At 71.8% G+C, this 22543-nt stretch carries 19 protein-coding genes; 8 read left to right on the top strand and 11 right to left on the bottom strand.

Translation table 11 applies throughout. The features are described from left to right. Positions 1–129: 129 nt before the first annotated feature. Positions 130–378, bottom strand: coding sequence for an acyl carrier protein (locus ABFX54_RS33645; protein ID WP_346110620.1), 249 nt, complete (start codon positions 376–378; stop codon positions 130–132). A 160-nt stretch (positions 379–538) separates the two neighbouring features. Here ABFX54_RS33645 and ABFX54_RS33640 point away from each other — a divergent pair, with 160 nt between their 5' ends. From ABFX54_RS33640 to ABFX54_RS33630, 3 genes are read left to right on the top strand one after another with little or no spacing between them, the layout of a single operon-like run. Continuing rightward, positions 539–1375: a hypothetical protein gene (locus tag ABFX54_RS33640; protein WP_346110619.1), complete on the top strand. Its 837-nt coding sequence runs from the start codon at positions 539–541 to the stop codon at positions 1373–1375. After that, positions 1372–2988 (top strand): hypothetical protein, encoded by a 1617-nt coding sequence (locus ABFX54_RS33635; RefSeq protein ID WP_346110618.1) that lies wholly within the window; start codon positions 1372–1374, stop codon positions 2986–2988. The genes ABFX54_RS33640 and ABFX54_RS33635 overlap by 4 nt, the downstream gene beginning before the upstream one ends. Positions 2989–3008: 20 nt before the next feature. Next, positions 3009–4898, top strand: coding sequence for a glycosyltransferase family 2 protein (locus ABFX54_RS33630; protein ID WP_346110617.1), 1890 nt, complete (start codon positions 3009–3011; stop codon positions 4896–4898). 10 nt (positions 4899–4908) lie between these two features. Here ABFX54_RS33630 and ABFX54_RS33625 read toward each other — a convergent pair whose 3' ends face one another. Together ABFX54_RS33625 and pseB are read right to left on the bottom strand one after the other, a co-directional pair. After that, entirely contained in the window at positions 4909–6033 is a 1125-nt protein-coding gene (locus tag ABFX54_RS33625; RefSeq protein ID WP_346110616.1) for a DegT/DnrJ/EryC1/StrS family aminotransferase, read from the bottom strand. Beyond that, positions 6033–7010, bottom strand: coding sequence for a UDP-N-acetylglucosamine 4,6-dehydratase (inverting) (pseB, locus tag ABFX54_RS33620; protein WP_346110615.1), 978 nt, complete (start codon positions 7008–7010; stop codon positions 6033–6035). Before pseB ends, ABFX54_RS33625 begins: the two co-directional genes overlap by 1 nt. A 163-nt stretch (positions 7011–7173) precedes the next feature. On the opposite strand from pseB, the gene ABFX54_RS33615 reads away from it, so the two are divergent. Both ABFX54_RS33615 and ABFX54_RS33610 read left to right on the top strand, forming a co-directional pair. After that, entirely contained in the window at positions 7174–7887 is a 714-nt protein-coding gene (locus ABFX54_RS33615; RefSeq protein WP_346110614.1) for a cytidylyltransferase domain-containing protein, read from the top strand. After that, a complete protein-coding gene (locus ABFX54_RS33610) occupies positions 7884–8906 on the top strand; it encodes a PseG/SpsG family protein (protein ID WP_346110613.1) in 1023 nt (340 codons plus the stop codon). Before ABFX54_RS33615 ends, ABFX54_RS33610 begins: the two co-directional genes overlap by 4 nt. Before the next feature lie 46 nt (positions 8907–8952). On the opposite strand, the gene pseI is transcribed toward ABFX54_RS33610, so the two are convergent. Next, the gene (gene pseI / locus ABFX54_RS33605) at positions 8953–9996 is read right to left on the bottom strand and encodes a pseudaminic acid synthase (protein ID WP_346110612.1); all 1044 of its coding nucleotides are present in this window, start codon (positions 9994–9996) and stop codon (positions 8953–8955) included. Beyond that, the gene (locus ABFX54_RS33600) at positions 9993–10484 is read right to left on the bottom strand and encodes a GNAT family N-acetyltransferase (protein ID WP_346110611.1); all 492 of its coding nucleotides are present in this window, start codon (positions 10482–10484) and stop codon (positions 9993–9995) included. The genes pseI and ABFX54_RS33600 overlap by 4 nt, the downstream gene beginning before the upstream one ends. Positions 10485–10639: 155 nt before the next feature. Here ABFX54_RS33600 and ABFX54_RS33595 point away from each other — a divergent pair, with 155 nt between their 5' ends. Genes ABFX54_RS33595 through ABFX54_RS33585 form a run of 3 tightly spaced genes read left to right on the top strand, consistent with a single transcriptional unit; the run spans position 10640 to position 14155 of the window. Further along, a complete protein-coding gene (locus ABFX54_RS33595; protein WP_346110610.1) occupies positions 10640–12082 on the top strand; it encodes a glycosyltransferase family 2 protein in 1443 nt (480 codons plus the stop codon). 48 nt (positions 12083–12130) lie between these two features. After that, the gene (locus ABFX54_RS33590; RefSeq protein WP_346110609.1) at positions 12131–13096 is read left to right on the top strand and encodes a CDP-alcohol phosphatidyltransferase family protein; all 966 of its coding nucleotides are present in this window, start codon (positions 12131–12133) and stop codon (positions 13094–13096) included. 21 nt (positions 13097–13117) lie between these two features. Continuing rightward, positions 13118–14155: a sulfotransferase family protein gene (locus tag ABFX54_RS33585; protein ID WP_346110608.1), complete on the top strand. Its 1038-nt coding sequence runs from the start codon at positions 13118–13120 to the stop codon at positions 14153–14155. Positions 14156–14191: 36 nt separating this feature from the next. Here the strand turns inward: ABFX54_RS33585 and ABFX54_RS33580 are convergent, their stop codons facing one another. The 6 genes from ABFX54_RS33580 to ABFX54_RS33555 form a co-directional block, all read right to left on the bottom strand. Then, a complete protein-coding gene (locus tag ABFX54_RS33580) occupies positions 14192–15250 on the bottom strand; it encodes a glycosyltransferase (protein WP_346110607.1) in 1059 nt (352 codons plus the stop codon). Further along, positions 15247–17922 (bottom strand): bifunctional glycosyltransferase/CDP-glycerol:glycerophosphate glycerophosphotransferase, encoded by a 2676-nt coding sequence (locus tag ABFX54_RS33575; RefSeq protein ID WP_346110605.1) that lies wholly within the window; start codon positions 17920–17922, stop codon positions 15247–15249. The genes ABFX54_RS33580 and ABFX54_RS33575 overlap by 4 nt, the downstream gene beginning before the upstream one ends. A gap of 92 nt (positions 17923–18014) precedes the next feature. Beyond that, the gene (locus ABFX54_RS33570) at positions 18015–18737 is read right to left on the bottom strand and encodes an SRPBCC family protein (protein ID WP_346110604.1); all 723 of its coding nucleotides are present in this window, start codon (positions 18735–18737) and stop codon (positions 18015–18017) included. 76 nt (positions 18738–18813) lie between these two features. Continuing rightward, positions 18814–19668, bottom strand: a complete 855-nt coding sequence (locus tag ABFX54_RS33565) for an FAD binding domain-containing protein (RefSeq protein ID WP_326630871.1) — start codon at positions 19666–19668, stop codon at positions 18814–18816. Then, positions 19665–21998: a xanthine dehydrogenase family protein molybdopterin-binding subunit gene (locus tag ABFX54_RS33560; protein WP_346110603.1), complete on the bottom strand. Its 2334-nt coding sequence runs from the start codon at positions 21996–21998 to the stop codon at positions 19665–19667. The genes ABFX54_RS33565 and ABFX54_RS33560 overlap by 4 nt, the downstream gene beginning before the upstream one ends. Next, positions 21995–22477 (bottom strand): (2Fe-2S)-binding protein, encoded by a 483-nt coding sequence (locus tag ABFX54_RS33555; protein WP_106236243.1) that lies wholly within the window; start codon positions 22475–22477, stop codon positions 21995–21997. Before ABFX54_RS33555 ends, ABFX54_RS33560 begins: the two co-directional genes overlap by 4 nt. Positions 22478–22543 lie beyond the last annotated feature (66 nt).

Raw genomic sequence — 22543 nt, 5'->3', positions numbered from 1 at the left:
GCCGCGGCCAGAGCGCAGGCGACGGCCCGGCCGATGCCCCTCGTCGAGCCGGTGACGAGAGCGACCCTGCGCTCCACCGAGCCGCCCGCGCAGCACTCGGTGGGGCGGGCGGGGCCCGCCGGGCGGGGCTCAGCGGGCGGGCGCACCGACGCCGTGCTTCTCGAGCAGCTCGGCCGCCAGCGCGAACGAGCTCATGTCGATCATCTCGTCGGTGTCGATCATGACGGAGAACTCGTCCTCCATCGCGGCGACCAACGCCATGTGCGCCAGGGAGTCCCACTGCGGGATGGCCCGGTATCGGAGGTCGTCGACGTCGGCGTCGGGCGGCAGGTTGAGCGCCATGCGGAACACGGCCCGCAGGCGATCGAGATGACTCATGATCACTCACTCTCTGTCCTCAAGCCACGACGAAGTGTAGCCGCAATTGTTCGGGAAGAAAAACCAAGACCCCGGCCTGGGTAATGGAAGCGTATAACGAGGCGTGACCTGTGATGGGTGCTGGGAATGTCGGGTGGGACACGGCAACCGTACGGGGGGAATGATGGACGAATCCAATCACTGGTACGGGCACTCCCGCATACTCGGCAGATACTGCGGCCTCAGCGAGGATACGCCAAAGCGCATTCAAGGTTTCCTCCAGCACGGATGGAACTATCTGCACGGTTTTCCGCCCAACGACCACTGGTGCAGCCCGGGTTATCCCCGTTTCATCTGGTCGGACGTGCTGCGCCGCAGGGGTTGGTCGATGGGCCGGCGCGGCCACTACCTGATCGGCGCGCCGTGGATTTACCTTCTTGACCTCGAACCCGAGCTGGGCGTCCGGCCGGATCGCGAGGGCACGATCTGGTATCCCTTTCATGGGTGGGAAAAGTATTCCGTCAGCGGTGACCACGCCCGGCTGGCCGACGAGATACGAAATGTCGAGACTGGTCCGGTCACCATCTGCCTTTATTGGTTGGAATACGCAAATCCGGACATTCGACAAGCGTATGGATCGAGGGGATTCCGGGTCATCTGTCATGGCGATCGCGGGTCCCGCTGGGAGACGAAGGGCCGCGACTTCCTGCGCAAGCAGCTGATCGAGTTGCGCGGCCACCGCAGGGTGGCCTCCAACCGGCTCGGCAGCGCGCTGTTCTACGGCGCGTCGGTGGGATGCGACGTGGCCGTCTACGGAGACCCGATGCAGTACGAGGACGAGCGGCCCGAATACGGCGGCACCGCGCGCCGCCTGCGGCTGTGGCCGGAGCTGCACGGCACCGACGTCGATCGGGAGCTTGCGGCCGAGGTGGCCCGGCGGGAGCTGGGATTCGAGTATCAGGCGACACCGGAGGAGCTACGGCGCATGTTCGGATGGAAGCGGGAGCGCACCGCGTGAACACCAACGAGACACCTGACAACGTGCGGCTGATCGGCGGGGAGATGCTCCTCTGGTCGGACATGTCCGGCCTGGGGGGCGTGGTGGACTGGCGCGGCGCGGCATGGGAGCTGCTCGGGCGGGTGATGCCCGACGACGGCAGGGTGCTGCTGGTCGGGCCGCATCCGCAGGCGCTCGTGGACGACGTGACGGCGCGGGCGCCGTCGGCCGCCGTGCTGCTGCGTTCCTACCCCGACGCCTGCGCCCTGGCCGAACGGCATCCGGGGCTCACCGTCCACTGCGGGCGGCTGGAGCTGCTCGCGGCGGAGGAGCCGTACGAGCTGGTGGTGGCCCTCGACGGGCTGCTGCGCACGCACTCGGCCGAGGCGCCCGCCGCCGCATGGGACGAGTCGCTCGGGGCGCTGGCCGACCTGGTCGCGCCCGGCGGGCGGCTGGTCCTCGGCGTGCACAACGACCTGGGCGTGGACCGGTTCGTCGAGGCCAGGCCGACCGGCCGCGAGTGCGCCGACGACCAGTGGGCCCCCCACGGCTTCGATCCCAGCTACCCCGGCGGGCCGGGGGCGCTGGACGTGGGGCTGGAGTCGGCCGGGCTGAGCGTGCAGCGCTGCTACGCGGCCTTCCCCGACCGGCGGGCGCCCCGGTCGCTGCTGTCCAGAGAGGCGCTGGCCTTCGACCTGCCCGAGGCGCTGACGTTCGCGCTGAGCGCGGGAGACGGCGACCGGATGCTGGTCGCCGACCCGCTGCGGGTGACCCGGCTGGTGTTCCGGCACCGGCTGGGCGAGGAGCTGGCGCCGCTCTGGCTGGCCGTGGCCACCAGGCCGCCGCGCGCCGCGGGCGCGTCCAGGGCGGTTGAGCTGCCGCTCGGCCTCATCGAGGACGGCCAGGCCCTGTACGAGCTCACCCCCACGGGCACCCGCCGGCTGCCCGGCGGCGAGGAGCGGCCGGTCCCCGCGGGCCGCGTGGTGGAGGAGCTGCTGGTCGAGGCGTGCGCCCGCGAGGACGTCAGGACCATCCGCGAGCTGCTGTCCGAGCTGGCCGCGTGGCTGGAGGCGGGTGGCGAGGTGTCGGCGGCGGCCGACAGCCTGGTCCACGACGGGGAGCGGTTCGCCGCCGTCAACCCGCCGGCGGCGCCGTCCACGCCGCCCGAGCCGCGCGTCGTGCTCTGCCGCATCCTGTGGCGCTTCGCCGTCAGGCTGCTGGCCGCCGGCCACCACCACCCCTGGCCGTGGCCGCTGGAGGCCGACCAGCTCACGCTGACCCTGTGCGGCATGGCAGGACACACCTGCGACCCCGGTGACCTCGACCTGGCCCGCAAGCTGGACGCCGAGCTCGGCCGCCCCGCCGAGCTGGCCGAGGACGCCCCGGCCTACCGCGACCTGCTCGCCGCGCGCGACCGCCTGGCCGACCAGCTCACCGCCGCGCTGGCCAGGATCGCCCGGCTGGAGACCAAGCTCTCCTACCGCGAGCGCGAGCTGGTCAGGGCCAAGGCGAAGCTGCGCAGGACCCAGCGCAAGGCCACCGCCTACCGCAGAACGCTCGGATACCGCCTCTCCCGCCGCCTGGCCCGTCCCCGCAAGGTCGCCCGCCGCGTCATACGCCTGCTGTCCGGCTGAGCCAACGATGAGGAGTGCCCGTGCCGGTTCTTTCGGTGATCGTCCCGTTCCACAACGTCGAGAAGTACATCGGACCCTGCCTCGACTCCATCGCCGCGCAGACGCTGGGGGAGGAGGTGGAGGTGATCTGCGTGGACGACGGCAGCGTCGACGGGAGCGCGGACGCGGTGGCGTCCAGGCGTGCGGCCGACCCGCGGATCACCCTCGTCCGCCAGGACAACCACGGCGTCGGCCACGCCCGCAACGTCGGGGTGCGCCACGCGCGCGGCGACTACCTGGCGTTCGTGGACGGTGACGACACCGTCCCGGCCGACGCGTTCAAGCGCATGGTGTCCACGCTGGAGGACACCGGCTCCGACCTGGCCTGCGGCAACGTCATGCGCCTCTACCACAACCTGCTCATCCCGTCGTGGGCGCACCGCGAGGCGTTCGCCAAGCCGCTCAGGCGCACCCACATCACCCGCCACCCGCTGCTGATCCGCGACCGCATGTTGTGGAACAAGGTCTACCGCCGCACCTTCTGGGACCGCCTCGGGCTGAGCTTCCCCGAGCGCATGTACGAGGACCAGCCGGTCGCCATGGCCGCCCACGTCGGCGCCAAGTCCGTGGACGTGCTGGCCAGGGTCGTCTACCACTGGCGGCAGCGCGACGAGCCCGCCTCCTCGATCACCCAGCGCCGCCTGGAGCCGGGCAACCTGCGCGACCGTCTGCTGTCGGTGCTCCAGACCGCCGACCTGGTGGCCGCCGCGGCGCCGCGGCTCAAGGACGACTTCGACCGCGACACGCTCGACATCGACATGGGCGTGGCGGTGGAGGCGATGGCGGACGCCGGCGCGGCGGCCGACGACGACCTGCTCGACCTGGCCGTGCGCTACCTCGACGGCGTGTCGCCGGAAGCCTGGCGGAGCATCCCGTTCGAGCACCGGCTCCTGGTCCACCTGCTGCACCGGCGCCGCCTCGACGAGCTGGCCGCCGTCTTCGCCCAGGCCAGGGAGGGCCACCTGTGGCCCAAGGTCGGCTCGGCGGGCATGTTGCGCAAGCGCTGGTACGGCCGGCACCCGTCGCTGCCGGGCCACCTGTCCGAGGTCTCCGGCGAGCTGGGCCTCCAGGCCAGGCTGGTGAGCCTCGACTGGCGCGACGGCGTGCTGCGCGGCGCGGGCCGGGTGGCCGTCGGCAGGTTCGACGTGGGCGGGCTGCGCCGGGTGCGGGTGCGGATCTGGCTGGAGGAGCGCGGCACCGGCGACGTCATGCTGCTGTCCGACGAGGAGAGCGCCCCCACCTGGGAGAGCGTCGAGGACGAGGAGGGGGGCCGGCTGCCCGAGCACGCGTTCCCGTTCAGGTTCGCCCTCGACCCCGGCGCGATGTCGCGGGCCCGGCTGGCCAGGCACGGCCTGTGGGACCTGTGCGTGCAGCTCAGGGGGCAGGGGCTGCGCCTGGAGGGCAAGGTGGCCGGGCCGCGCTGGCTGCCGCCGCCGATCCCGCTGCCCCGGCGCAGGTCGGGGGTGTGGCTGGTGCCCGTACGCACGTCGCGGGGGGCCTGGTGCCTGCGGGTCCGTACGGCGTCGATGACCGTCGGCGACTGCCGGGTGGACGGCGGCGACCTGCTGCTGTCGGGGGTGATGACCGACGCCGGCGACGGCGAGCCGGTGCTGCGGCTGCGGCGCAGGAACGACGGCGAGGAGATGTACTTCCCCGTCGAGCTGGACGGCCAGGAGTTCCGCGCCCGCGTGCCCCTGGCCGGCATCGACGAGCGCGTCGGCCACGAGTCGTGGTGGGAGGTGCTGATCGACCAGGGGCGGGCGCAGCGGCCCCTGGTCCGCACGCGCCCGCGCGCGCGGGTCACGGTCGCCGGGCGGAGCTTCCAGATCGACCGGGGCGAGGACGGCTGCCTGCTGCTGGTCGAGCGCTGATCGCGGGGACTCAGGCGAGGATGCCCGCCAGCGTCTCCACGACACGGTCCTGCTGCGCGTCCGTCAGGTCGGGGAAGAGCGGCAGCGACAGCTGCTCGGCGTAGTACTCCTCGGCCCGCGGGCACAGGCCGCGCCGGTAGCCGAGATCCGCGAAGACCGGATGCCGGTACGCGGGCAGGTAGTTGACCTGCACGCCGATCCCGGAGGCGCGCATGCGCTCGTACACCTCGCGCCGCCGCCCGTCGCGGACCCTGACCGGGTAGAGGTGCCAGCTCGGCCGCACGTACGCGCGCTGGGCGGGCAGCGTCAGCCCCGGCACGTCGCGCAGCAGCGTGTTGTACCGGGTGACCAGCTCGGCGCGCCGCGCCCGGAAGCGGTCGAGCCGCCGCAGCTGGCTGAGGCCGAGCGCGCACAGCACGTCGGGCAGCCGGTAGTTGAGCCCGAACGCGTGCACCTCCTGGTGCCAGCCGCCCTCGTCCGGTTCGCGCTGCTCGGACGGCTCCCTGACCAGCCCGTGGTTCCTGAACGCGGCGGCGCGCTGGAAGCGTTCCGGGTCGCTCGCCGCCACGGCCCCGCCCTCGGCCGTCGTCACGGTCTTGGTGGGGAAGAAGGAGAACGTGGTCAGATCCGCCAGCGCCCCCACCGGCCGATCCTTGTACGCCGACCCGATCGAGTGCGCCGAGTCGCCCACCAGCACCGCGCCGAACCGCTCGGTCACCGTGCGCAGCTCGTCGTAGTCGGCCGGATGGCCCGCGTAGTCGACCGCCGTGACCGCCCGCGTCCGGCAGGTGACCAGCGCGGCGGCGGCGTCGGGGTCGAGGTTGCCGGTGTCGGGCTGCACGTCGGCGAAGACCACCCGCGCGCCCAGCAGCGCGGCCGTGGCCGCGGTGGCGACGAACGTCAGCGGCGAGGTGATCACCTCGTCGCCCGGCCCGACCCCGGCGGCCACGTACGCGACGTGCAGCGCCGCGGTGCCCGACGTGACCGCCACGCAGGGCACGCCGCCCGTCCACCGGGCCAGCTCCGCCTCGAACCGGCCGACGGCGGGCCCCGTGGTCAGCCAGTCGCCGCGCAGCACCTCGGCGACCGCCGCCACGTCGGACTCGGCGATCGACTGCCGTCCGTAGGGCAGCATCAGCCGGCCACCATGGCGCGCAGGTCCTCGACCGACAGCCAGTGCTCGTTGCTGTCGGAGCGGTAGGCGAAGCCCTCGGGCAACTGCTCGCCGGTCTGCGGCGGCGTGTAGCCCCAGGTCGCGATCGTGGGCTGGACCACGTACCGGTCGGACAGCCGCAGTGCCCTGCGGCCGTCGTCGGCGCCGATCATCTCCTCGTGCAGCTTCTCGCCCGGCCGCACGCCGATCTCGTAGATCGGGCTGTCGGGGGCCAGGGCCTCGGCCAGGTCGGTGATGCGCATGCTGGGGATGCGCGGCACGTACAGCTCGCCCCCCTGCATGAGGTCGAAGGAGTCGACCACGAACCTGACCGCCTGCTCCAGCGTGATCCAGAACCTGGTCATGCGCTTGTCGGTGATCGGCAGGCTGCCGCCCTGCTCGGCCAGCCGCTGGAACAGGGGGATGACCGAGCCCCTGCTGCCGACGACGTTGCCGTAGCGGACCACGGAGAAGCGGGTCTCGTGGGCGGCGGCGTAGTGGTTGGCCGAGACGAACAGCTTGTCGGCGACCAGCTTCGTGGCGCCGTAGAGGTTGATCGGGCTGGAGGCCTTGTCGGTGGAGAGCGCGACGACCTTGCGCACGCCGGAGTCGATCGCGGCCTCCACGACGTTCTGGGAGCCGGCGACGTTGGTGCGGACGTACTCGAACGGGTTGTACTCGGCGGTGTCGACCTGCTTGAGCGCCGCGGCGTGGACCACGTATTCGATGCCGTGCATGGCCCTGGTCAGGCGGTCGCGGTCGCGGACGTCGCCGATGAACCAGCGCAGCCGCTCGTCGTCGGCGAACAGCTGCCTGGTCTCGTACTGCTTGAGCTCGTCGCGGGAGAAGACCACCAGGCGGCGGACCCCGAGCGAGTCGAGCGCGTGACGGATGAATGCCTTGCCGAAGGACCCCGTGCCTCCGGTGATCAGAATCGACGATCCACTGAGAATGCTCACGTGGCCCCCTGAAATCGCGCTAACGCGCTGTCGTCGTCGTGGCAGGCGGTAGCATAGCGCGATCGTTCGGTGACTCACAGTGAGTCCTGTGCATGTGACTGAAGTGCACCTCCTGTCACACGCTGTCATCCGGGGGAATGGGGCTTCGGTGCGGATTGTCGGAATGGTTCAGGCTCGGATGGGCTCAACCCGTCTGCCGGGAAAGGTGCTGCGGGACCTGGAGGGCCGCTCCGTCCTCGGCTGGGTGGTCAGGGCCGCCCGTGAGGCGGGCGCGCTCGACGACCTCGTCGTGGCCACCACGTCCGAGCCCGGCGACGACGCGGTGGCCGCCGAGTGCGGCCGGCTCGGCGTGGCCTGTCACCGGGGGCCCGTGGACGACGTGCTGACCCGGTTCGTAGGGGCGCTGGAGGGGCGGCGCTGGGACGCGGTCATGCGGTTCACGGCCGACTGCCCGATGCTCGACCCCGCCGTGATCAGGGAGGCCGCGCTGGTCTTCCGTGCCGTTCCCGGGCTCGACTACCTGAGCACCAGCCTGGCGCGTACGCTGCCGCGCGGGCTCGACGTCGAGATCGCCGGCCGGGCCGCCCTGGCCAGGGCGCACGAGGAGGCCACCGGCTTCCACCGCACCCACGTGACCTCCTACATCTACGAGCACCCCGGCGACGCTCGGCTGCTCGGGCTGGCCTACCGCCCGGCCGGCGACGACCTGCGGGTCACGCTCGACACCGAGGACGACTGGCGGCTCATCTCCGCGGTGGCGGCCGAGCTGGGCGACCGGTGCGTGCCGGTCAGGACGCTGGTGAGCTGGCTGCGCGAACGGCCGGACGTGCGCGGGCTCAACGCCCACGTACGCCAGAAGGCGCTGCAGGACGCATGACGGCCGGCACGGTGCGACGGGTGGGGCTGCGCTGCGACGCCGGGGCCGAGAGCGGGGCCGGGCATCTGGTGCGATGCGTTGCGCTGGCGGAGGAGCTGTGCGCCAGGGGCGTCGAGGTGGTCTTCCTCGGCGAGGTACGCGGGTCGGCGTGGGCGCGGGCCCAGTTGCGCGAGCGCGGCCTGCTGCTGGTCCCGGCTCCGCGCGAGCCCGCCGAGCTGGCCGCGCTGGTGACCGGGCTTGGGCTGGACGCCGTGGTGCTCGACTCGTACGTGCTGCCGGAGAAGACCGGCGCCGTGCTCAGGGAGGCGGGCGTCAGGGTGCTGGCCATCGTGGACGGCGACCCGCTGGGCCAGGAGGCCGACCTCTACCTCGACCAGAACCTCGGCGCCGAGCACCGCCCCTTCCCCGCCCCCTTGGTCGTCCCCGCCGCCGGTGCCGAGCGTCTGGCGGGCGCGCGGTACGTGCTGCTGCGCGACAGCGTGCGACGGCTCAGGCGGGATGAGCGCCCGGCCCCGCGCCGAGGCCGGGTGCCGCGGGTGTTGTGCTTCTTCGGCGGCACCGACAGCGCGGGCGTCGCCCCCGCCTGGGCGCGGGCGCTCACGGAGACCGGGCGGCCCTTCGCGGCCACGGTCGTCAGCCCGGTCCCGTTCGAGGCCGCGCATTCCGGAGGAGGCGGGCCGATCGAGGTGATCGCGCCGACGGACCGGCTCCCCGAGCTGATGGCCGGCGCCGACCTCGTGCTCACCGCGGCCGGCTCGGCCGTCTGGGAGCTGCTCCACCTCGGCGTCCCCACCGCGCTGACCTGGGTGGCCGGCAACCAGCTCATCGGGTACGAGGAACTGGTCGGCAGGGGAGTGGCCGCCGGACTCGGCCCCGAACCGGGACCCGGGGCGGTCGGTGTGCTGGCCGGCCTGCTCGCCGACCCCGCCGCCCGTGAGGAGCACGGCCGGCGCGGCCGCGGCCTCGTGGACGGCAGAGGCCGCGAACGCGTCGCCGACGCCCTCCTCGCACCCCGCTGACACACAGCTCCCCGCGCGAGCGGGCCCGGTCAGCGCGAGCGTCCGGCTAGACGAGGTCCCACGACAGCGGTGTGCCGAACGGGACGTCGCGGGTGAAGCGGCGCCCCATCACCTGCTCGGCCGCGTCCGGCGGCAGGCCGCCCGCGGGCCGGATCGAACGCACGTTGTCAGGGGTGACCTGCTCGCCCGCCCGCACGTCGCGCACCACGTACAGGGAACGCCGGAAGCGCAGCCCCTCACGCTCCGACGGCCGCGGCCCGATCGCGGCCTCGCCCAGCGACCGCCAGGCCCGCTCGCTCTCCACCACCAGCGCCGCCAGCTCGGCCGGCTCCAGAGAGAACGCGGAGTCCACCCCGCCGTCCGCCCGCGCCATGGTGACGTGCTTCTCGATCAGGCAGGCGCCCAGCCCCACCGCGGCCAGCGCGGCCCCGAGCCCCGGCGTGTGGTCGGACAGGCCCACGACCTCACCCGTGAGCGCGGCCAGCAGCGGCAGCGAGCGCAGGTTGCTCTCGGCGGGGTCGGCGGGGTAGGAGGCGGTGCACGACAGCACGGCGAGCTGGGTGCAGCCGGCCGCGCGGGCGGCCGACACCGCGGCGTCGATCTCGGCGGCCGAGGCCATCCCGGTGGAGATGATCAGCGGCTTGCCGGTGGCCGCCGCGAGCCGGATCAGCGGCAGGTCCACGATCTCGGACGAGGCGATCTTGTACGCCGGCACGCCCAGCTTCTCCAGCAGCTCGACCGCCGTCGGGTCGAAGGGCGCCGAGAACGCGGCCAGCCCCCGCTCGCGCGCCCGCTCGAAGATCGGCCGGTGCCACTCCCACGGCGTGTGGGCCCGTTCGAAGAGCCGGTAGAGGTTCTCCCCGCCCCACAGCTCGTGCTCCTCGCCCAGCCGGAACGCGGGCCCGTCACAGTCGATGGTCAGCGTGTCGGGCCGGTAGGTCTGCAGCTTCAGCGCGTGCGCCCCGGCCTCGGCCACCGCGTCCACGATGGCAAGGGCCCGCTCCAGGCTGCCGTTGTGGTTGCCGGACAGCTCCGCGACGACGTACGGCGGCTGTCCCGGCCCGATCGTGCGTCCCCCGATGGTGATCATGTGTGTTCCCTTCTCAGCTCGATCCGCACGACCTGGCGCGGCACCCCGTCCACGTTCCTCCGATACGCCCCGACCTCGACGAACCCGAAGCGCCTGTGCAGCCGCATGACCGGCTCGTTTCCCGCCAGCACCTCGCCGCGCAGCGTGCTCACCCCGAGCGGCCCGAAGGCGTGCTCGACGGCCGCCCGCTCCAGCCCGATCCAGGCCGGCAGCAGCGCGCCCGCCCGGTCGAGGCCGTCGAAGTCGAGGTAGTAGCCCCAGAGTGCGCTTCCGCCGGACACGTCCGAGTAGGTCACCACCCCGGCGGGGACCCGCTCGTGGTCGTAGACCAGCACCCGCCTGGCCGGGTCGGAGCGGACGGCCGCCCACCAGCGGGCGTGCTCGTCCTCGGTGATCTCGTGGGTGGTGAAGCTGGCGGCGCGCACGCGCGGGTGGTTGCGCCAGCGGAGCATGACCGGCAGGTCGCCGTCGTGGACGTCTCTGAGCACCGCTCCCCCTACTGTTCGTGCTCGATGACTTGCACAACGTAGCGGATTCCGCGTCAGGTAAAGAGCTCATCAGGGACGGGCATCGAAGCCGGGATCGGCCCGCCGCTCGCGTCATGCTGCCCTCGAACCACACCGAGCCTAGGAGTGAATTCGGCATGATCCCCCTGCTCAGCGTCGTCGTCCCGTTCTACAACGTGGAGCCGTACCTCACCGAGTGCCTCAAGTCGCTGGCCGCGCAGACGCTCGACGACATCGAGGTGATCCTGGTGGACGACGGCTCCGTGGACGGCAGCCGGCGCGTCGCCGAGGACTTCGCCGCCAGGGATGAGCGCTTCGTCCTGATCGGTCAGCGCAACCTGGGCCCGGGCCCGGCCCGCAACCAGGCGGTACGCCAGGCGCGCGGCGCCTACCTGGCCTTCGCCGACAGCGACGACGTCGTGCCGCCGGAGGCGTACGAGCTGCTCGTCGGCAAGCTCGCCGAGACCGGCTCCGACCTGGCCTGCGGCGCGGTGCGGCGGCTGGTGGACGGCGAGCTGGAGGAGTCCGTCCTGCACGAGAAGGTGTTCAGGCGACCGCAGCTGTGCACCCATATCACCGACAAGCAGGTGCTGATCAGGGATCGCACGGTGTGGAACAAGGTCTACCGGCGCGACTTCTGGGAGCGCTGCGGCCTGAGCTTCCCGTCCGGCATCTACGAGGACGTGCCCGTCGCCATGCAGGCCCACGTGCTGGCCACCAGCGTGGACATGCTGGGCGAGGTGGTCTACCACTGGCGCAAGCGCGAGGAGGGGGAGCACTCGATCACGCAGCGCCGTTCCGAGCTGTCCAACCTGCGCGAGCGGCTGACGGCCATCCAGTCGGTGCGCGCCTTCCTGGACGAGCGCGCGCCCGAGCTGCTCGACGGCTTCGACGCCCTGGTGCTGGAGAAGGACACCGTCTTCCTGTTCCAGGCGCTGGAGCGCGGGGAGGAGGATCCTGGGCCGCTGCTCGACCTGGGCCGCGCCTGGATGGCCGCGCTCGGCCCGCACGTGCTGGCGAGCGCGCCGTCGCTGCGCCGCCTTGAGCTGCACCTGCTCGGCCGCGGCCTGATCTCGGAGCTGCGCGCGGTGCGCGAGTTCCGGCGTGGTCGCGAGGATCTCGCCCGGGTGGTCCCGCGCGGCCTGCGCGTCACCAACTGGTACGGCGACTACCCCTTCTTCCGCAGCCGCCGCCTGCGCATCCCCGACGAGGTGTTCGACGCCCGCGACGAGGTCAAGCTGATCGCCAGGGTCGACGCGTGCGAGTGGACCGGCACCGAGTACCGCCTGCGCGCCCACGTGGCCTTCCACCGCGTCGATCGCAGGATCCCGAAGGTCGGCCTGTGGCTGAGTGACGGCAAACGCCGCGTCCCCCTGGAGGCGCGGCGGCGGGGCCGCTACGGCGTCGTGGCCTCGTTCGACCCCGGGCGTCTCGGCGGCGCGGGGCCGTGGCGGCTGCAGGTGCGGGCCGAGCTGCGCGGCCTGGTGTTCAAGGGCTGGTGCCGCGACGGGGAGGCCGGCTCGGCGTGGCGGTTTTCCGTGCCGGGTTGGTCAAGAAGCGGCATGGACATCCCCCAGTAGTTCCAGACAGTAATCGCTCGGGCGCGGTGCGTGGTCATGCTGGAAGGCATGAGGACCTATTCGCTCGATGACGTCCACGAGACACGCAAGCGGAGAGACTCCTGGTGGACCGTGTATTTCGTGGACCCGGTCGCCTGCCGGGTCACCCTGCCCGTCGCCAATCACACCCGGTTGACGCCCAACGGGCTCACCGTGATCTCGCTGGTCCTCGGCCTGGTCTCGGCCGCCTGTTTCGCGACGAACCAGCTCATTGCGGGCGCGGGCTTCTTCTATCTCAGCTTCATGATCGACTGCGTGGACGGCAAAGTGGCCCGGCTCAAGGGCACGGGGACGCCCTTCGGCCTCTGGCTCGACTACGTGGGGGACCGGGTCAGGGTCGTCCTGTGTGCAGGGGGGCTGGCATACGGGCAGTACACGCTGACCGGCGACGTGAGCTTCGTCGTCCTCGGGGCGGCGGTGGCCGTGCTCGACCTGTTCAGGTACGTCAACGCGCCGCAGATGAAGCGCGTGCGCGAGGCGGTCAGGGAGGAGCGGCAGGAGAACGGGCTGGAGCCGCTGGGGCCGGACCCGCTGGCGGTGGACGTGATGTCACCGGATCCGCTGGCGGCCGATCCCCTCACGGGGGATCCCTTCGCGGCGGATTCCTTCACGCCGGGCCCGTACCCGGGCCGGTACAGGGCGGATCCCTTCTCGGTGGATCCGCTGGAGCCGCCGGAGCGGGAGCGGATGGGGCGGGGGCCCCGGCCGCGCGCGTTCTTCCGGCTCTTCAAGCGGCTCAACAGGTTCCTGGCCCGCCACCGCGTCCGCTCGCACTTGGTGAGCGGCATCGAGTTCCACGCGGCGGTGTTCGTGATCGCGCCCCTTGCGGGGGCATGGGCGCTGATCCCGCTGGCCGCCGCGTCCGGAGCTCTGCTGCTCGCCAACGAGATCTTCCTTGTCTACCGGATGTGGCTCTTCACGCGCAGGCACGGCGCGAGCTCGTCTCAGGAGAGCCGAGAACACGTTCTCGTCTAAGTTTTCGGGGGTTAGTACGAAATGTCAGACCGACCAGTCTTCGTCATCGGATGCCCGCGGTCCGGCACCACGATGCTCCAGCTGATGCTCCACTCGCACCCCCGCATGGCGGTGCCGCCGGAGACGCGCTTCCTCATTCCCGCTTATTACCGCCGCCGCACGTGGGGGGACCTGCGGCTCGACCAGCGCCGCCGCGCGCTCGCCGAGTGGATCGCGACCGACCGCAGCACGAAGTTCCGCGAGCTCAAGATCGACAAGGACGAGTTCGTCAGGCAGGCCGTGGAGGGCCCCGGCTCGCTCGGCTCGGTGATCGGCACGGCCTTCCGCATGTACGCCGACCGGTTCGACAAGGCCCGCTGGGGCGACAAGCGGCCCAGCTACGTCAAGCAGGTCGACCTGCTGCTCCGGCTCTTCCCCGACGCCCAGTTCATCCACCTCATCAGGGACGGCCGCGACTGCGTGGCCTCGCTGAAGGAGATGCCCTGGTACACGCTGGACTCCTTCCACGCCGTCTCCACCTGGGCCGAGGCCATCGACGCGGGCGGCCGGCTCAGGCGCACGCTGCCCGAGGACACCTACTACGAGCTGCGCTACGAGGACCTCACCGACGACCCGATGACCGAGCTGAAGAAGCTCTGCCACTTCCTGGACGAGGACTTCTCCCCAGCGATGATCTCGCCGCGCGAGGCGGCCAGCGTGGCCGTGCCGCAGCACAAGGTCTGGCACAGCAACACCCACCGCGAGGTCACCCGCAGCCGGGTCGGGAGCTGGGCGAGCCGGCTGGACGACTGGGAGATCGCGCTGTGCGAGCACATGCTCGGCGACCGCCTGGAGTCCATGGGGTACGAGCTGACCGGCGCGCCCAAGCCGGCCAAGGAGCACGTGACGGCCGCGCAGAAGACGATGCAGAAGCGCAAGGCCAGCCGTATGCGCAAGGCCATGCGCGACCGGTTCAACCGGCTGCGCGAGCCCAGCCCGGTGGCCGCCATGCTCACCACCCGCCAGCGTTCGCTGGCCGGGGTGCCGCAGCAGCGCAAGGAACTCACCGAACCGGTCTGAGCCCGACCCTCTGGGAGCCGGCACAGCTTTGAGCGCTCAGCGCTCGATGTGGGCGAACAGCGACTCCCAGCGGTCCAGCACGTGGTCGAGGCGGAACGCCTCGGCCCGTGCGCGGGCGTCGGCCCCGAGCCGGCGCCGCTCCTCCTCGTCCCCGGCCAGCCGGGCCAGCTCCGCCGCGAACGCGTCCACGTCGCCCGGCGGCACCAGCACGGGACCGGCCGAGCGCACCCCTCCCGACACGTCGAACGCCACCGCGGGCACCCCGCGCGCCGCCGCCTCCAGCAGCACGATCGGCAGCCCCTCGTGCTCGCTGGTCAGCGCCAGGACCGAGGCCGCCAGGTACTCGGCCGGCATGAGCGCGGCCGGCACCAGCCCCCTGAACACCACGCGGTCGGCCACGCCGTCCCGCTCCGCGTGCGCGCGCAGCCGTTCCCGCTCGCCGCCGTCCCCGATGAGGTGCAGCTCCCACGGGCGCGGCAGCTTCGCGCGGGCGAACGCGCTGATCAGCCGGTCGAACCGCTTGACGCCTTCCAGCCGGCCCACGCCGAGCACGCGCGGCGAGGCGAGGTCCGACATCTCCTCCGGCCAGACCGCCAGCGGGTTCGGCAGCGTGTACGCGTTCGGCAGCAGCGCGTGCTCGGAGAACAGCCTGGCGTCGTCGTCGCTGAGGAAGAGCGCCTGGTCGAGCCCGGCGTAGTGGCGGCGGATCGAGGCCAGGTGCCAGCAGCCGCGGGCGTGGTCGTACGAGCTGTGATACTGACCGATCGGCCGGAACCCCTCGGGCAGCAGCCCCGACAGCCTGGCCACCACGGACGGCGAGGTCAGGACCGCGTAGCCGGGCCCGATCCGGCGCAGCAACTCCTTGAGCCGGCGGTCGCTCAGCCGGCGCGCCAGCGGGCCCTCGGCGGCGCGGCGGCCGATCACGTGCCGCTGGTAACGCGGGTGCCGGACGTAGCGGAACGGGCTGGCGGCCGGTTGCAGGCCGATGACGTGCACCTCGTGCCCGCGCCGCGCCAGGCCCTGGGCCAGGGTGTGGGTGACCTGCTGGGTGCCGCCGAGCGTGTCGGCGTCCAGGCAGGTGAAGACCACCGTCATTGGACCCCCTCCCTGGCGTCCTGCCCTGCGTCGGCGAAGAAGTCGGCGACGATCCTGGCCGCCGCGTCGCCGTGCTCGTCGGCGCACCACAGCTCGCGGAAGGCCGCGTACCGTTCGGCGTAGGAGGCGTGCACGGCGGGCAGGTCGCGCAGCGCGGTGATCAGGTCTCCGGTCGTCGCGACGCACGGGCCCGGGGCGATGGCCGGCAGGTCGTGGTAGACGCCGCGCTCGGCGAGCCGGTAGTCGTCCCAGTCGTCGATGTAGAACAGCATCGGCTTGCCCGTCAGCGCGTAGTCGCACATGACGGAGGAGTAGTCGGTCAGCAGCGCGTCCGAGGCCAGCATCAGATCGTTGATGTCCGGATACGACCCGGCCGAGCGGACGAAGTGCTTGAGGTGCTCGGGCGGCTGGTAGCGCTCGACCGGATGCGTACGCAGCAGCACCACCCAGTCCTCGGCCAGTTCCTCGGCCATGAGCTCCAGGTCGGCCCGTACGGACCGGCCGCTGCCGATGCCCCGGTCCCGGTAGGTGGGTGCGTAGAGCAGCACCCGGCGCCCGGGCGGCACCTCCAGCCGCCGCCGCACCTCGGCCGCCTTGTCCGCCTGGTCCGGCGCCGGCTCGGCGCGGACGAGGGCGTCGCACCGGGGCGTGCCGCACCGGTACACCTTGCCCGAGTAGCCGTTCGACGGCAGGAACACCCGCGAGAACTCGGCGCTCGGCGACACCAGCGCGTCCCACCGCGCGACCGCCGCCCGCCACCGCGCCCGCGGCTTGTCGAAGTCGCCGCGCAGGTCGGGCGCGTCGAACCCGATCGACTTGATCCCCTGCCCGTGCCACGTCTGCAGGTAGCGGGTGCCCTTGGGCTTGGGGTAGTCGAGCGGGAAGCCGTGGCTGTCCACCCAGACGCCGGCCCTGGCCATGGTGTAGATGTAGCGCCAGCTCCCGCGGCGGACGAGCCGCACGTCCGCGGGGAAGTTCCTGCGCCCCCTGGCCACCGACCAGACCACCTCGATCGGCAGGCCGCGCCGGCGCAGCTCCTCGTAGATGGCCCTGGGGCTGCCGCTGTAGCCCTTGCCGACGTCCGACTCGAACAGGGCGAGGTCGTGCCGGCGCGGCAACACCTTGATCATCAGCTTGTACGCCCGCAGCTTGTTCGCCGGCGTGTTGACCCGCTTCATCAGCTGCCGCCTGATCCGCCGCCACACCGAGCGGGCGATGGAGTCGGGCCGCACGCACAGGTAGGCCGCGTAGCCTTCGACCTTGAGCGTGCAGCCGGGCAGCTCGATCGGCTCGGTGTGCGGGTCGGCGATGATCCGGTCGGTCGTGGTGTGCCCGTCGGAGGTCCTGGTGAAGCCGATGCGCGGGTCGCACCGGCCCTTGGGCGTGAACGTGACCCGGCTGACGTAGCCGCCCGCGCTCGACGGCTCCGGCGCGATGGGCACCCGGTCCCCGCCGAGCTGCAGGAACGCCGTCCAGGCCGGCGGCAGCACGCCGAACGGGTCGTAGGTGCGCACGGTCATCCGCACCCGGTCCCCGTCGGAGGACAGGTCCGCCACCTCGTGCCGCAGCCTGGAGGAGGTGTAGGGCAGCTCGGCCAGCCGCAGCCGGGTGATGTCCATGCCGGGTGAGGCCGTCGTGCCCCAGTACGTCCGCCCGTCGAGCTGCACCGCCGCCCTCGGCGCCGCCCTGGGCCCGGTCAGCGAGCCGGCCGCGATGCGTAGGTCCTCGATCCGGTCGTCGAGGATGAGCCGGCAGCAGACCCGGTCGAGCGGGGCGATCCGCTCGAACACCTCCTCCGCCACCTCCTCCAGGTACGGCCGCACCACCGAGGCGAACTCCTTGACCCACACCAGGTCGCGCCGGGGCAGCGGGTTGAGGTAGACGCGCAGGTCCTGCCGGACGAACCGGTACTGCCGGTGCGGCACCAGGTCCGCGGCCCCGTGCTCACGCAGGATGTCGTCGCTCAGCCGGGCCGCGATCACCCGTTGCCGCACGTTGTCCAGGTCGTCGATGCTGAGCGAGATGGAGTCGTTCACGGGCGCGCGGTGCCAGTGGTAGACCACCCACGGCACGACCGCGAACCTGCGGCTGGTCGCGTACAGCTCGGCGGCGAAGACGTGGTCCTCGTAGTGGATGTCCTCGGGGAAGCGCAGCACGTTGTCGCGCAGCCGGCCGACGTCGTAGAGCTTGTTGGTGCTGAAGCTGTCCAGGAACAGCTCGGGCTCCTCGCGGATGCCCTCGACCACCCGCCTCCTGGCGAACAACGACGGGTAGTACGGCTGCAGCCGCCCGCTCGGCTCGTACAGGCGGGAGATCTGCCCGGAGACGAAGTCGGCGCCGGTGCGTTCGATCTCGGCCAGCAGGCTCTTGCACGCGTGCCTGGGCAGCTCGTCGTCGCTGTCGAGGAACATGACGTACGGCGCGGCGGCCGCGTCGATGCCGTCGTTGCGCGGCGCGCCGCAGCCGCCGGAGTTGACCGGTCTGCGCAGGTAACGCACCCGCGGATCGGCCTGGGCGAGCCGCCGCGCCACCTCCGGCGTGCCATCCGTGCTGGCGTCGTCGGCGATGATCACCTCAAGGTCGCGCAGCGACTGCCCGAGCACGGAACGGACGGCCCTGGGCAGGCGGGCCGCGTCGTTGTACGTGATGACGACGACCGTGCAGTCCGGCATGCCAAGTCCCCCGTAGCTAGTTCTACCTGCGGGAATGGCACTTCCCTCAGCCACGGCGAAGTGTCCGGACTTGATGCACTATTTGCCGAAAATCACCGCATAAGGCGACGAATAATCCAGACGATGGCGAGCAGCGCCACGAGCGCGCCCGCGACCGGCGCCAGCCGCTTCAGCAGCGGCTGCCCGGCGATCCGCAGCAGGTCGAGCGCCTCCTCGTCGGGCGTGCGCGAGGTGCGCAGCGGGGCCGCGGGCCGTACTTCCTGCTCAGGCTGCTCGGGCGCCGTCGGCACCGCGCTCAGGTGCCGCTCCTCCTCCTGGCCCTGGCCCTGGTCTTGCTCTTGGACTGGGGGCACTTGTTCGACCGTGGGCTCGGAGATCAGCTCGGCCAGGTTGTCGGCGAACCTCTCGATGAGCTTGCCGCCGACGTCGGCCATGACCCCCCGCCCGAACTGCGCCGGCCGGCCCGTCACGTTGAACGACGTCTCCACCGTGACCAGCGTGGCCTCGTCGCGTTCGCGCAGGCGCGCCTTGACCGTGGCGGAAGCGGTGCCCGAGCCCCTGGCCTCCTTGCCCGACGCCTGGATGGTGAGCGTGTAGGAGTCTTTGTCCACGTCCTGGAACTTGGCCGTGCCCCGGTAGGTGACCGTGATCGGGCCGACCTTGACCTTCATCCTGCCGGTGAACTCGTCGCCCTCGAAGACGTCGAGCGCCGCACCCGGCAGGCAGGGCGCGACCCGCTCGACGTCGAGCAGCACCGCCCACGCCTGCTCGATCGGGACGGGAACAGTGAACTCGTGCTCGAACCGCATCGCCATCGATCCGCTCCTTCTCCCACGTGCCTGTGACGATATGCCGCAGCGGGGGCGCCCCGGAAGAGGCGCCCCCTTCAGATCACGGCGAGGCCGTCGCCGTCCGCACCGCGCGGTGGGTCAGCACCCTGGCCAGATGCCGCCGGTAGTCGGGCTGGGCGTGCAGATCGGCGGGCGGAGAGGTGTCGGCCGCCGCCTCCTCGCACGCCTGGCGTACCTGATCGCCCAGCTCCACGCCCTGCAGCGCGGCCTCGGTGGCACGAGCGCGCACCGGAGTGGCGCCCATGTTGGTCAGCCCGATCCTGGCCTCGGCGATCGAGCCGTTGGAGCGCCTGACCGCCGCCGCCACGCCGACGATGGCCCACGCCTGCGCGGTCCGGTGGAACTTCTCGTAGTGGAAGCCCCAGCCCGCGCCCAGTTTCGGCACCTTCACCCCGGTCAGGATCTCGCCCTGCCGCAGCGCGGACTCCCAGTAGTCGACGAAGAACGCGGCGGCCGGGATCTCCCGCTCGCCCTGCGCCGAGGCGGCCACGAACACCGCCTCCAGCGCCAGCGCCACCGCCGGCAGGTCGCCCGCCGGATCCGCGTGCGCCAGCGAGCCGCCGAACGTGCCCCGGTGCCTGATCGCCGGATCGGCCACTTGGGCCGCGGCCAGCGCCACCAGCGGGCAGCCGTCCCGCACCACGGGCGAGCGCAGCACCTCGTCGTGCGTGGCCATCGCGCCGATGAAGACGTGGTCACCGCGGTCGTGCACGCCCTTCAGCTCGGCGATCCTGCCGACGTCCACCAGCTTCGACGGGTAGGCCAGCCGCAACCGCAGCAGCGGCAGCAGCGACTGGCCGCCGGCCAGGACTTTGGCGTCCTCGTCCGAGGCGAGCGCCTGGCACGCCTGCTCCAGCGAGCTCGGACGTTCGTAGTCGAACTGAGCGGGAATCATCGCCGCACTCCTTCCAGGGCCCGCCAGACGCGCTCGGGCGTGCACGGCATCCGTAGGTCCTCGATCCCGTACGGCCGCAGCGCGTCCACGATCGCGTTCACCACGGCCGGGGTCGAGGCGATCGTGCCCGCCTCGCCGACACCCTTGGCGCCCAGCGGGTTGCTGGTCGCCGGGGTCTCGGTCCGGTCGAGGGTGAACATCGGCAGGTCGGCGGCCGACGGCAGCAGGTAGTCGGCCATCGTGGTGGTGAGCAGGTTGCCCTCGGCGTCGTACGTGGCCTCCTCGAAGAGCGCCTGCGCGATGCCCTGGGCGATGCCGCCGTGGACCTGGCCCTCCACGATCAGCGGGTTGACGACCTTGCCGATGTCGTCCACCGCCACGTACGAGCGCAGCTTCACCATGCCCGTCTCCGTGTCGACCTCCACCGCGCACAGGTGGGTGCCGTGCGGGAAGGAGTAGTTGTCCGGGTCGAACGTGGCGTCGGAGTCGAGGTTCGGCTCGACCCCTTCGGGCAGGTCGTGCGCGGTGAACGTGGCGTAGGCCAGCTCCTGGATCGTCCTGCTCGAATCCGTGCCGCGCACCTTGAACGCCCCGGCCTCGAACTCCAGGTCGTCCGGCGAGCACTCCAGCACGTACGCGGCCAGCTTGCGGGCCTTCTCCTTCACCTTCTCGCACGCCTTGAGCACCGCGACACCGCCGATGACCAGCGAGCGCGAGCCGTAGGTGTCCATGCCCTTGTGCGCGATCGCCGTGTCGCCGTGCAGCACCGTGACGTCCTCGAACGGAACGCCGAGCGCGTCGGCCACGATCTGGCTCCACGACGTCACGTGGCCCTGCCCGTGCGGCGAGGTGCCGGTGATGACCTCGACCTTGCCCGTGGGCAGCATGCGCACCGAGCCGTGCTCCCAGCCGCCCGCGCCGAAGTTCGCGTCCGCCAGCCATCGGGACGGGGCCAGGCCGCACATCTCCGTGTACGTGCTGACGCCGATCCCGAGCTGCACCGGGTCACCCCGGTCCCGCCGGTCGGCCTGTTCGGCGCGCAGCTTGTCGTAGCCGAACAGCGACAGCGCCCGGTCGGTGGCCGCCTCGTAGTTGCCCGAGTCGTACGTCAACCCCGAGATCGTGGCGTAGGGGAACTCCTCGTGCTTGATCCAGTTGCGCCTGCGCACCTCGACCGGGTCCACGTTCACCGCGGCCGCGAGCTCGTCCATCATCCGCTCGATGAGGAACGTGGCCTCGGGCCGGCCCGCCCCGCGGTAGGCGTCGGTCGGCATCTTCGTGGTGAACACGCCTGTGCAGTTGAACTGGTACGCGTCCATCTTGTAGATCGCGTTGCACATCGACGCGCCCAGCAGCGGGATGCCCGGCGTGAGCAGCATCAGGTACGCGCCCATGTCGGCCAGCAGGCTGACCTGCAGCCCCCTGATGCGCCCGTCGGCCTCGGCCGCCAGCCGTACGTGCTGGATCTGGTCACGGCCGTGGTGCACGGTCAGGTTGCCCTCTGAGCGCGACTCCGTCCACTTGACCGGCCGGCCCAGCTTGCGGGCCAGCAGCAGGCAGAGCACCTCCTCAGCGGTGACCTGCAGCTTCGAGCCGAACCCGCCGCCCACGTCGGGCGCGATCACGCGCAGCTTGTGCTCGGGGATGCCGGTGACCACGGCCAGCATGACCCGCAGCACGTGCGGGATCTGCGTGGACGACCACAGCGTGAACGACTCGCCGTCGGTGTCGGCCAGGATCGCCCGCGGCTCCATCGCGGTCGGGATGAGCCGCTGCTGGACGAAGGTCCGGTCCACGACCACGGGCGCGTCCCTGAACGCGGCCTCGATGTCGCCGAAGTCGGCCGTCATCTCGTACGCCTTGTTGCCCGACTCGTGCACCTTCGGGCTGTCCGCCGACAGCGCCTCGGTCATGTCGACCACCGCGGGCAACGGCTCGTAGTCGACCTCGATCGCCTCCAGCGCGTCGGCCGCCCGGTAGCGGTCGACCGCGATCACGCAGGCCACGGCCTCGCCCACGTACCGGACCTCGGAGACCGCCATCGGCGGGTGATCGGGGATCACGATGTCCTCGGTGACCGGCCACGCGCACGGCAGGCTGCCCTGCTCGGCGGCGAGGTCCTGGCCGCTGAAGGCCGCCACGACCCCGGGCAGTGCGCGCGCCCCCGACACGTCCACCCCGGTGATCCTGGCGTGCGCCATCGGGCTGCGCAGGAACGTCACGTGCAGCATCCCGGGACGGGACAGGTTGTCCGTCCACTGCGTGCGGCCCGTCAGCAGCCTGGCGTCCTCTTTGCGCTTACGCGGCTCGCCCACCTCCTGAACGGTCACGGCGTGCTCACCGCCTGACCCATCTCCTGCGCGCCCTTGCGGACGGCGCGCACGATGTTGCAGTAGCCGGTGCAGCGGCAGAGGTTGCCCTCAAGCCCCTGCCTGATCGTCTCTTCCGACGGCTCAGGGTCCTCCCTGAGCAGGTCTATCGCGGCCATGACCATGCCGGGCGTGCAGTAGCCGCACTGCAGCGCGTGCTCCTCGTGGAAGGCCCGCTGCATCGGGTGCATCTCGCCGGCCGCGCCCAGGCCCTCGATCGTGACGACGTCGCCGCCGTCGGCCTGCACGGCCAGCACCGAGCAGCTCTTGACGCTCTTGCCGTCGAGCATCACCGTGCAGGCGCCGCAGTTACTGGTGTCGCATCCGACCGGCGTGCCGGTCTTGCCCAGTCGTTCTCGTAGGAGATGAACGAGCAGGAGTCGCGGCTCGACTTCCTCCTCGTACGTGATCCCGTCGACAGTGACGGTGATTCGGGGCATACGTCCTCCCTCATCGAGCAGGGGGGGAAAGGCGGACACTCCGAACCTACGCCGGTGTTCTTACCG

Source organism: Nonomuraea maheshkhaliensis (genome assembly GCF_039529435.1).
Taxonomy (GTDB): domain Bacteria; phylum Actinomycetota; class Actinomycetes; order Streptosporangiales; family Streptosporangiaceae; genus Nonomuraea; species Nonomuraea maheshkhaliensis.
This window is presented reverse-complemented; position numbering and strand designations above follow the sequence as displayed.